This window comes from Bacillota bacterium (genome assembly GCA_036504675.1).
Classification (GTDB): domain Bacteria; phylum Bacillota; class Sulfobacillia; order JAJYWN01; family JAJZPE01; genus DASXUT01.
This window is the reverse complement of the sequence record DASXUT010000085.1, coordinates 1-10,521: the sequence shown is the minus strand read 5'-3', so window position 1 is coordinate 10,521 and position 10,521 is coordinate 1. Positions and strand designations below refer to the sequence as shown.

The window sequence follows — 10,521 nt, the reverse complement described above, 5'->3', positions numbered from 1 at the left end:
TGACCCCGGTTGCCTTGACCCCGGCTACCATCGTAATCCCTCCACGAAGGACCGGTCGACGGAGGCGATGAACAGGGCCAGCAACCGGCCGGCCCGCCTGATGTCGCCCATGGCCGCGGTCTCGACAGTAGTGTGCATCGAACGGAGCGGGATGCTGACAAGCGCGGTCGGGATCCCCGAACGGGTGACCTGCATGGCCCAGGCGTCGGTCCCGGTCGGTCCGGGCAGGGCTTCCATCTGGATCGGGATGCCGGCGGCTTCGGCCGCGCCGAGCATGGCCTCGAGGATTCGGGGGTGGATGTTACCGCCGGCGGCGAGGGACGGGCCCCGGTCGAGCGGAAGAGTCCGGTATTCTTCGATCCCCGGCATGTCACCGAAGGTGACGTCGATGGCGACGCCGATGTCGGGGACGATCCCGTAGGCCGAAGTGGTCGCCCCGCGCATCCCCGTCTCCTCCTGGACGGTGGCCACGGCGTAGACGTCGGCCTCGTGCCGGAGCTTCGCCAGCTGAAGGAGGGCCTCGTACATGACGGCCACGCCGGCCCGGTCGTCGAAGGCCTTCCCGGCGACGTATCCGTTCTGAAGTTCGAGGAAGCGGCGCTTGAGGGTGACCACGTCGCCCACGCTGATCACCCGCCTGGCCTCGTCGTCGGCCAGACCCGTGTCGATGCAGAGGTCCTCCATCTTCAGGGCTTTGTGGGCCTCGGCCGGCCGGATCAGGTGGGGCGGCTTGAGGCCGATGACCCCGGGGACGTCCCGTCGCCCGTGAATGGTGACTTCCTGACCCGGCAGGGTCCGTTGGTCGACCCCGTCGACGTCGGTGAAACGCACAAAGCCGCGCCCTTCATGCTTGGTCACCATCAGCCCGACCTCGTCCATGTGGCCGGCCAGCATGACCCTGGGAGCCGGGGCGGCGGCGACCGACCGTCTCGCGCCGCCGCGGGAGCCCGGTTGGCGGGAGCCCGGCTCGCCACGGCCGGCGGGCTCGCCCCGCCGAAGGCAAATGCAATTGCCGAGCTTGTCGAAGCGGATTTCGTCGCATAGCGGCCGGAAGGCGTCGGCCACCAGCCGGCCGACCGGTCCCTCGTAGCCGGAGACCCCGATGCCCTCAGACAGGGCCTTCAAGAGTTCCTTGGTGTCCATCGGCTTGCTCGCGCTGTCCAATGTCTTGATCGTTCCCTCCCCAAAGCAATCCCGGGCTCGGAGCCCGCCCGGGTTTGCCCCGGTTAGATTCTCCCCGACGTGGGGGGATTCCTTCCTTCGGGCCGGCCTGCCGACGAGGGGGTAGACCGCGAACCATAGAATCAGTCTTGCGGGCCAACCCTGGCAGTGAACCAGTGGCTCAAACCGGTACCGGTTCCTGTAGGAATAACCCCCATCCGCTGACAAGTGCCTTTCGAACAAGACAGGATTCGGCGAGTCTTGGTCGAAGACGGCATGGCAAACAGCTCGGCAGAGACTAGGCGTGAGGTGGTGTTCCAATATGAATTCTCTGGGGCCCGGATTCATTGAGAGGCAGCCCATTCCGCAGAGTCTACTGCAGACTGTTAGAATACTAGGTGAGTGTAAAGGTAAGCAGCAGCTCTTCAAGGAGCAGGCACCACAAGTTCTGGAATCTCTTAGACTGTCAGCCATCATCCAAAGTACCGAAGCGTCAAACCGTATTGAGGGTGTTGTTGCCGCTTCGGGGCGAATACGAGAAATTGTATCGATGAAATCGCTGCCGAAGAATCGCTCTGAGCAAGAGATCGCCGGCTACAGGGATGTGCTCAAGACAATTCACTCCAACTACGACAGCATGGACTTTACGACAGGTCTAGTCCTGCAACTCCACAGGGATCTCTATCAGTTCCACCCATCGGTCGGAGGCACGCGGAAGTCTTCGGACAATGCCATAGAGGAGACCCTTTCCGGCGGCAGGAAGTCCATAAGGTTCAAACCCGTTCCCGCAAGTCTGACACCAGATGCAATGGAGAGGCTTCATCACCGGCTCAACGATCTACGAAATGAAAGCATGGTCGAACCTCTGCTCCTTATCCCTGCGTATATTCTTGATTTCCTGTGCATACACCCGTTTCGTGACGGGAATGGAAGGATGGCCAGATTACTCACCCTCTTGCTCCTTTACCAATCCGGGTATGAGGTTGGTCGCTACATAAGCCTTGAAGGCATGGTCGAGGACAACCGGGATGGCTATTATGACTCCCTCGGAGAATCATCTAGAGGATGGCACGAGTCAACCCATAGCCTTCTTCCCTGGTGGGGTTATTTCCTTGGGGTCATGCTGCTGGGCGCGTACAGAGAGTTTGGAACTCGTGTTGGAGCAGTAATCCAAACCCATGGGGCAAAGAGGCAAATGGTCATTGACTTTGTGCTCCACCAACAGAACCCGTTCAGGTACGCAGACGTGGAGAGAGCATGCCCCGTTGTCAGCCGTCCGACCATTAACCGGGCGTTGGCGGAATTACGTAAGCAAGGCATCATTCGTTGCAGCAAGCCTGGTAGGGATGCGGTGTGGGAAAAACGTGATCACGATTGATTAACATGATCATTTTGGCTTAGCATGATAACGTTCGCATAATGGAACCAGCCATAAACCTCCGCAGTACTGTGACTATGCGATAAAGAAGGATAAGTCGCAGGTACCGCCGAACTACACTTCGGTGTGGTTCGGCGGTACCTGCGAGCCGCCACGATTTTATGTGTACCTTAGCCCGCGCCGTTGGCAATGCCGACGGCCTTTCGCGTCTCCGGCCAGTCGGTTGTCGTTGCTGGCTATTTTGAACCTTCCTTGATTGGATCTTTCGGGCATAGGTCAACCTCGGAGTCCCATCAAAGTACGGCTTACGCTGTCCAATGTCTTGACCGTTCCCTCCCCATGGCAATCCCAGGCTCGGAGCCGGGGTGATGGGCGTGCAGGGAGCGGTTCAATTGACCGTTCTTGCGGCTGCCGCGGTCGGTGTCATCTGGCTGTGGTCCGAGAGCAGGCAGCGCGGCGTCGTGGGATGGCACCTGTGGATAGGTCTGGCGCTGGGCGCCGCCGTCGCCGGCGCCCTGTCCTCGTTCTACCTGGCGACCTATGACGTAGGGTGGGGACAGACGTTTGTTCCGCCTCTATTGGTCCAGGCCGCTCTGGCCTGGGCTGGGCTGGCGATCTCGGAAAAGATCCGTTTCCCCGGGATGGCCCTAGCCAAGTCATGCCGTTTCTCCCCATCCCCCGCCAGGGAGAGCCGCCTTGGACCGCGAGAGGTCGTCGTGGGAGCCACCGTGGCTGTATTCTTCGGACTGGCCGTTGGGGGAATCACTTCTTCGGGCCTAATTCTGCATCATCGCTCATGTTCTGGCCGACCTCCTAATCCTGGAGTGCTTTGAGCTGAAAGCCTCAAGACAGGCATAATAAGGTAACGCCACCATTCGCGCGTGAGGGCGAGGGTGGCGTCGCTGAATTCTCGGGGCGGCGCGGATCCCGGCGCTGGAGGGGACCAGACGGCCTTCCCCGAGGATCCTGGCGAAGCCCTCCGCCATTTGGCTCCGGGTCGAGTTGAGCCCACAGAGAAAGAGGACTCTCACCGGCCTACTCTCCAAGGCCGACCACTCCCACGTCTGACGGAATGACCCGCGGCGACCCGTCCGGTCCCCGGACCACCGCCAGGTGCCTGAGCCACGAAGGATCCCCCGCTGGGGCGTCCGTGCGGTAATGGACCCCCCGGCTCTCCTCGCGGACCAGGGTCGCGGCGGCGACCATCCGGGCCACCCTGACGAGGTTGCCGACTTCGATGGCCTCCAGTATCCCCCCGTTCGCCAGGCGCCGCGAGACCGGCCAGGCGGCCCTCCACGGCCTCCAGCGCCTGAGCCGCGGCGCGCAGGCCCCGGCCATCGCGGAGGGGGCCCAGGTATACGTCGCCGATGCGGTTGACCTCGCGGCGCAGGGTCGGCCGGGGTCTCCCCGGCCGACCGCCGGGCGTTGTCGCGCCACCGGTCAAGGCGGGCGGCCGGCCCTTCCGGGGCGGGTCCGGCGGCCACGGCGAAGTCGGCCGCCTCCCGGCCGGCCACCGCGCCGAAGACGGCCAGTTGGGAGAGGGCGTTGCCGCCGACCCGGCTGGCCCCGTCGGTACCCCCGGTGACCTCGCCGCAGGCGAACAGGCCGGGGATGGCCGTGCGGGCGCGGGCGTCAACCCGGACGCCGCCGCAGAAGTAGTGCTCCAGAGGGGCCACCCGGAGAGCCGGGTCTCGTGGAGCCGCTCAAATCCGTGGGCTATCCGAGAATCGGGCCATACAGCTGGACGCTTTTGTGGTACACTCTTCCTTAAGATGGGAGGAGTATATTCATGTCAAGCGAGTCCAATGATGGCGAGGTTCTCGACGTCCTTGAAAGGCTGTTAAGAGCCCAATTACGAGCGATTAGAGAGCTGCGCCGCGAGAAAGAGGCTTTCGGGAGATCTCCGTCGGCGGCCGAGAGTCAAGACCCGCAGGACAAGAGTATGTCGCAAACCGACATGGCTTACGAAGTGCTGGCCAGATCGGGACACCCATTACACATCCGCGACATTGTTGAGCAGACTCAGGTGGTTTTCGGGGTTTCCGTCAGCCGCGATTTGTTGGTCTCGGCCGTCCTGAAGAAGGTGGCCAACCAAGAGAAGTCCGTGAAGACGGGAAAAAACACATACGGGCTCTTGGGATCGGCCGTGACCACTCTGGTCGAGGCCTTCGAGTCCCTCCTCTTGACCGCCGGTGAAGCTTTCCCCCAATATAGGTCCTATCTTCAGGTGCGGAAACTGGCCTATGGCTACATCAGCTCCCGGGGCCGCCGCACCATCAGCCGGGCTCGTTGTGCCTGCCATGCCCAAAAGCGCGGACACCCCGAGGGGTATCAAAGGGGCTGACTGTAACCCCGCGTATTCCTGCTCCTGGTTCGAGAGAATCACCGAGGTTACTTGTCGTCAGTTATCAGCTCAACCTGCCTAAGTGTCACCTTCTGAAACCGGCTTGGTGACATATCGGCTTCGGCAAACGACAGCCGGGACCCCTCAAAGTGGGCGAGAAGTGGATGACCCTCGCAGTCAATAGATCGTATCGTCATGCCACTGGGGACGTCAGCAACGGTAATGGCCCTGGGCCCCAAGACTGCGATTAGCTTGGAGTCGCCCGACCAGGACGAAATCCCAATCGGTAAGTCAAGGGACAAATTGGTCGAGGTCTTGAGATCAAGGATTCTGGTTGAGGGCTGTCCCCCAACGGGGAGGAAGGTGTAGGCAAGATACCTGCCGTTGGGGGACAGCGTCGGATTGGAGGCCGCGCTCTGGATCGGCGTTACGGACCCGTCTTTCGATAGCCTGAAGACCGAGAATTCCTTTGCCTCAGGCACCGAAAAGTACACTGAGCCATCGGGCCCGGCGGCTATCCTGCCCGAGATCTCCCCGATCGCCGTATCAAGCTTCTTACTGTATATCGTTCGTGGCTCTTCAGAGGAAAGAGGTAAGGACCAGATCTCAAGAAGACCGCCCTGCTTGAGAACGAGCTCTACGACAGACCGATCGGAAGGTACGAAGGTCCAGGAGAGAGGTGGGCCCGGAACGGGAAGCTCAAAACGCGCGTTTTTCTCGAGGTCGATCAGAATCCGTCCGTCCCATATGAACGAACTGCCATCTACCCAATTTATCAGTTGGTCAGAACTCGTAATCCAAGGGTTGAAGTACTTTTGAAGGCCAAGTTCCGTGTCTCGAGTCTTGGCGAGCACACTGGCGTATCCATCTGACTCGATCTTGGGCCTCACGACTCCTAGCACGCTGTAGCGGCCATTGGGGCTGGACGATACGAGCGCAGTCAAGGGGTTTTCCTCAGCTTCCGCAGGCGTAGGTGACACAGGAGCCGGTGACGCGGGAACCGGCGGGGGGTCTATCACAGTGTTCGGAGGAACTGCAGCCTTCATGCAGCCTAAGACCATTACCCCTATGGCCAGAGACAGGCATACGATCCTCATGCGGGCGAACACGTGTCAGACCCCCTCTGCCCCTCGTCACTTCGGGATAGGTACGTTGAGTTGTTCGATTCTCCTGACCTGGACACCTTCCACGTCTATGGCCGTCACCTGGATGCCTTCGCCGCTCCAGTCGAGGCAGGCTACTAGGCCAGGTAGGTCAACTTCAGCAACGGGTGCGTCTCTGCCAAGCCGGTAGGCCGCGATCCGTCGGCCAAAGTGAATACCGAACATGCCCGGGACGCTACTCCAGGTTACGACCCCGACCGGCAGATCGGCTCGTTTCACTTGTCCGTTGCTGGCGTCCACTATGGCCTTGCGGAAACCCCTGCCCCCCTGATCGGTCTGGGTCAGGGCAAGGAACCTCCCGTCCTTGGAGGGTTGGGGGCACGCAGCGTTGTCCACCAACACTTCGGGTGAGCCCATGTCCACGGACCGGTGGATGCGTGAGGTCTTGTCATCCATGAAGTCGAAATAGAGGATTCGGTTCGGCCCCCACGCCAGGGACACGGTGGGCTCGAGGACGCGGCCGCTGAGTGGCGCATCGAAAAGCAGCAATGGAGCACCCCCAAAGGGGATGACCCAGATCTGACCTGTCCCCGTGTCATAGTTCTTGACCGCCACCGCGACCGACGTGTGGTCAGGTGACACCGCATAGCCTAGATAGGTCAACTTAAACGTCAGCGGCAGGGGTTCCGTGTTCCCGGTGTCCGCTTCGATTACTGTCGTCCCGCCTAGCAGGTAGTGAGTATCGTCGATCCACTGGAGCAAGTCGCTGCTGGGTTGTGCCCAAAGGACAGCATTAACGCCTGAGTGGCTTGTCAGGCCGTCAACAGTGAAAACTGCAGTGCCGTCCGTATCAAGCTGCCCAAGGACACTCAATCGGGCAACTTTCATGCCGTTTGGTGAGGAGAGCGTTGATATTGCGAGGGCCGTAGCTTGGGCCTCACTTGACCGGGTCAGTTCCCATAGACTTGCGGCCAACATTCCCACGATGAAGCTGAACATCAGAACAATCTTCACACGCTTCACGGCTTGCACCTCCTAAGGCATCATGACGGTGGTTAGGAGCTTGTCTAATCCGCTGTCCACTGTGGCGCTGACGGTCTGGGCGGTCTTTCCAGCCGCCGTGTATGTCAGGGTGACGGAGCCGCTGGGCGCCCGTCCTATGTAGTAGTTTATGCCATACTCGGAGACATCTCCGAATTGCTGACCCCCATATAGGTTTAGCGCGTATGAGTAACTTGCCCCATACCGGTAGTCAGTTGGCTTGGATGCTCCTGCGACACGTACCTGGCAAAGGGTGATTCCGCTTGCGTCAGTGACCAAGCCCCGGAGTGCTCCATAGGGTGACTGATTGCTCCTGGCCAGCCAAGACTCGGGGTTACGCACGTAATTTACGGCGTTCGCCCCTCTCCTCACCTCGAAATGAAGGTGGGCTCCCGACGAGTTCCCGGTGTCATCCGACAAACCAAGGTATTGTCCAGACGATACCCACCCGCTAAAAACCGCTCGGCTCTGCATATGCGCGTATAGCGTGTAGTAGTAGCCGGTTGAATGATTGATGATGATGTGCTCACCGTATGAACGGTAGGTGCCTACGTCGTACGTTGAGGTTGTATCAGGGATAGGGCTCCAGCTCGCTCCCACGAACGCTTTTCTGGTAGCGCCCTCGTAGGAAGTAATCACCCGCGACTGATGATTTCCCGTCCCTCCGGTTATGTAGACTACCCTGTTGAAGTAAGCTCCGTCCACTGCGGAAGCCGTCGTCGCCAATACGATGTAGTTGCTGGCTCCGCCTCTAGCGGTCCCGGAATTCTCCACGTTGAGAGCGGCCCCTGAGAACTCGACTGTCCCCGCGCCTGCCGCGGACACATTTGATCCAGAAGCGCACTCGAAATCCGCCCCCGTGTGACCCCATCCATATTGGTCTGCCTCAGCATAGAGATAGGCAGCGTTCAGACCAGCGACTACCGGGCTGTCCAAGCTGCCAGCAAAACCGGCTTGCGCTCCTTTGGAGAGTCCGGCGACCACGAGAAACCCAGTGACGACAAAGGTCAACAGTACCGAGACCCTTCGTCTTTGCACACTTATCCCTCCTCATCCTTCATTGCACTTGACAGGAGCCAAGACCGGACAGGCTTCTCCGGAGGAAAACACCTCGCCCGTCGACTCCCATCATTTACTATTTCAATATTTCCCCTCTCGGTCTTTCAAGATCCTCCCTGAAGGGTCAATAGACCGTTCGACGAAGTCCCCCACATGCCGACATCCAATGGGGGACGACGCGTTTCCGGATGACCCGGTCAACGGCCTTAGTCAACGAGCTTGGCCGTTCTCCTCGCGCAAGAACTCCTTAATGTGGACCAGGATCCGGTCCCGCACCGCCCGATAGGCCGGGCGCCAAGTCGATTCGGGCACGTCCGGCCCAGACAGCTCATCAAGGCTTGGAATGGGCCAGTGGCGGCGGGCTACGCCGGGCGGGGTGACCGGGCAGGCGTCGCGGGCCGGGTCGCAGAGGGTCACGACCAGATCGGTCCGGGCCAGCATTTCGTCGGTGACGACCTTTGAGGACTGGCCGCTCAAGCTGACCCCGATCTCGTCCATCACCGCGGCGGCCCGCGGATCGACCCGGCCGGCGCGGATCCCGGCACTGGAGGGGGCCAGACGGCCTTCCCCGATGACCCTGGCGAGGCCCTCCGCCATCTGACTCCGAGTCGAGTTGAGCCCGCAGAGGAAGAGGACTCTCAGCGGCCTACTCCCCGCCAAGGCCGACCACTCCCGCGTCTGACGGAATGACCCGCGGTGACCCGTCCGGTCCCCGGACCACCGCCAGGTGCCTGAGCCACGAAGGATCCTCCGCCGGGGCGTCCGTGCGGTAATGGACCCCCCGGCTCTCCTCGCGGACCAGGGCCGCGGCGGCGACCATCCGGGCCCCCCTGACGAGGTTGCCGACTTCGAGGGCCTCCATGAGGCCCCGTCCATCGCCCGCCGCGAGGCCGGGAAGGCGGGCGGCGGCGGCCTCCAGGGCCCGGCTCGCGGTGCGCAGGCCCTCCCCGTTGCGGAGCGGACCAAGATGCTCGTCGGCAACCCGGTTGACCTCGCGGCGCAGGGTCGCCGGCTCCTCCCCGGTCGAACGACCGGCCTGCCTGTGCCAGCCGTCCAGGCGGGCGGCCAGCTTGTGGAAAGCGTTGCCGGCCTGCCCGGCCCGGGCCTGAGGGGCGACCGCGGCGTAAGCGGCCGCCTCCCGGCCGGCCACCGCCCCGAAGACGGCCAGTTGGGAGAGGGCATTGCCGCCGACCCGGCTGGCCCCGTCGGTACCCCCGGTGACCTCACCGCAGGCGAACAGGCCGGGGATGGCCGTGTGGGTGCGGGCGTCGACCCGGACTCCGCCGGCGAAGTAGTGCTCCACAGGCGCCACCCGCATGGGCCGGGACGCGCGGTCGAAGCCGGGCGGATAGAGATGCCCCAGAGCCGCGAAGTACGGGTCTTTCCAGTCCTCCCGGCTGAGGGTCTCGAGGTGCAGGAAGACCTGGCGGCCGGCGGCCCACTCGGAGGCCACGGCTCGCGCCGCCCGGTCGCGGGCGAATAGGTTGGCCTGCGCCCCTGACTTCAGCCCCCATTCGGGCAGGAGCCGCTCCAGGAAGGGGTCTCCCTCCGAGTTGGTCAGGGGGACCTGGTCGGTCACCTCCAGGCCGATCATCCAGATCGGGGCCCCGGGCTCGGCCACGCCGAGCGGGTAAAACTGGACGAACTCCATGTCCAGTAGCTCCAGTCCGGCCTCATAGGCGAGCACGTACCCGTCGCCGGTCGTCCGGGCCGGGTTGTCCGTCCGCCCATAGACCCGGCCGGCGCCACCGGTGGCCAGGACCACCGCCTCGGCCGGGTGGGTGACGGCCGCGCCACTGCGAAGGTCCACTCCGACCAGCCCGGCCACTCGGCCCCCGTCCCCACCGAACTCGAGACCGGTGGCGAAGAAGTGATCGTCAAAGACCACTCCGGCCCGGCGGCAATGCTCGACCAGCGGCAGGGTCAGGCCCGTCCCGCCTAGGAGCCAGCTATGACCGTGGGCCGAGACCGACGCGCGGCCGCGGTCGACGCGCAGCGTCACCCCGAAGTCGCCCAGGGCCGGCACCGCTTCGGGGGCGCCGTAGGCCAGCGCGTCGAGGAGTTCCGGGACGTTCAGGCCGCGACCGGTCTCGGCGGTCAGGCGCCGGTGCTTTTCCGGCGGCTCCCCGCCGATGCCCAAAGTGAAACCCCCACCGGCGTAGGCGGTGCAGCTCGCCAGGCCGGGAGGGGATTTACAGACAACGGTCACGGAGGCTCCCTGTCGGGCCGCTTCGGCCGCCGCGATCAGCCCGGCCCCGCCCGACCCGACGATGATCACCCGGCGCGCGGCGTCGTCTCGAGGACCCACCACGAACACCTCGCAGTCCTAGGAGTCTGTCGGGCAAACAAGTGATTTGGTAACGGTTTGATACGGGATCGGAAAAGAAACCAGTGGATTTGAGTTGGTTTGGTCGATTGGCTATGCGCTCACGGCT

At 62.7% G+C, this 10,521-nt stretch carries 9 protein-coding genes and 1 pseudogene; 2 read left to right on the top strand and 8 right to left on the bottom strand.

Features of this window, described 5'->3' with window-relative positions:
* Positions 1-24 precede the first annotated feature (24 nt).
* The gene (locus VGL40_06710; GenBank protein HEY3314954.1) at positions 25-1,143 is read right to left on the bottom strand and encodes a M42 family metallopeptidase; all 1,119 of its coding nucleotides are present in this window, start codon (positions 1,141-1,143) and stop codon (positions 25-27) included.
* Positions 1,144-1,483: 340 nt separating this feature from the next.
* Here VGL40_06710 and VGL40_06705 point away from each other — a divergent pair, with 340 nt between their 5' ends.
* Positions 1,484-2,539 (top strand): Fic family protein, encoded by a 1,056-nt coding sequence (locus VGL40_06705; GenBank protein ID HEY3314953.1) that lies wholly within the window; start codon positions 1,484-1,486, stop codon positions 2,537-2,539.
* A 1,035-nt stretch (positions 2,540-3,574) separates the two neighbouring features.
* On the opposite strand, the gene VGL40_06700 is transcribed toward VGL40_06705, so the two are convergent.
* Together VGL40_06700 and VGL40_06695 are read right to left on the bottom strand one after the other, a co-directional pair.
* Entirely contained in the window at positions 3,575-3,877 is a 303-nt protein-coding gene (locus VGL40_06700) for a hypothetical protein (protein HEY3314952.1), read from the bottom strand.
* 212 nt (positions 3,878-4,089) lie between these two features.
* A pseudogene (locus VGL40_06695) lies at positions 4,090-4,215 on the bottom strand (FAD-binding protein).
* 113 nt (positions 4,216-4,328) lie between these two features.
* Here VGL40_06695 and VGL40_06690 point away from each other — a divergent pair.
* Positions 4,329-4,883 carry a hypothetical protein gene (locus tag VGL40_06690; GenBank protein ID HEY3314951.1) on the top strand — a complete coding sequence of 185 codons (555 nt, stop codon included), beginning with the start codon at positions 4,329-4,331 and terminating at the stop codon, positions 4,881-4,883.
* A gap of 47 nt (positions 4,884-4,930) precedes the next feature.
* Here VGL40_06690 and VGL40_06685 read toward each other — a convergent pair whose 3' ends face one another.
* From VGL40_06685 to VGL40_06665, 5 genes are all read right to left on the bottom strand, one after another.
* Complete coding sequence (locus VGL40_06685) at positions 4,931-5,992, bottom strand: hypothetical protein (GenBank protein ID HEY3314950.1); 1,062 nt, start codon at positions 5,990-5,992, stop codon at positions 4,931-4,933.
* A gap of 24 nt (positions 5,993-6,016) precedes the next feature.
* Positions 6,017-7,009: a hypothetical protein gene (locus tag VGL40_06680; GenBank protein HEY3314949.1), complete on the bottom strand. Its 993-nt coding sequence runs from the start codon at positions 7,007-7,009 to the stop codon at positions 6,017-6,019.
* A gap of 12 nt (positions 7,010-7,021) precedes the next feature.
* The gene (locus VGL40_06675; GenBank protein HEY3314948.1) at positions 7,022-8,038 is read right to left on the bottom strand and encodes a M23 family metallopeptidase; all 1,017 of its coding nucleotides are present in this window, start codon (positions 8,036-8,038) and stop codon (positions 7,022-7,024) included.
* 258 nt (positions 8,039-8,296) lie between these two features.
* Positions 8,297-8,746: an arsenate reductase ArsC gene (locus VGL40_06670; GenBank protein ID HEY3314947.1), complete on the bottom strand. Its 450-nt coding sequence runs from the start codon at positions 8,744-8,746 to the stop codon at positions 8,297-8,299.
* Complete coding sequence (locus tag VGL40_06665; GenBank protein ID HEY3314946.1) at positions 8,733-10,394, bottom strand: FAD-binding protein; 1,662 nt, start codon at positions 10,392-10,394, stop codon at positions 8,733-8,735. Before VGL40_06665 ends, VGL40_06670 begins: the two co-directional genes overlap by 14 nt.
* Between the last annotated feature and the right edge of the window lie 127 nt (positions 10,395-10,521).

Coding starts and splice junctions, on each gene's coding strand:
- VGL40_06705 (HEY3314953.1), top strand. CDS start 1,484: ATGAATTCTCTGGGGCCCGGATTCATTGAGAGGCAGCCCATTCCGCAG.
- VGL40_06710 (HEY3314954.1), bottom strand. CDS start 1,143: ATGGACACCAAGGAACTCTTGAAGGCCCTGTCTGAGGGCATCGGGGTC.
- VGL40_06690 (HEY3314951.1), top strand. CDS start 4,329: ATGTCAAGCGAGTCCAATGATGGCGAGGTTCTCGACGTCCTTGAAAGG.
- VGL40_06700 (HEY3314952.1), bottom strand. CDS start 3,877: ATGGCCGGGGCCTGCGCGCCGCGGCTCAGGCGCTGGAGGCCGTGGAGG.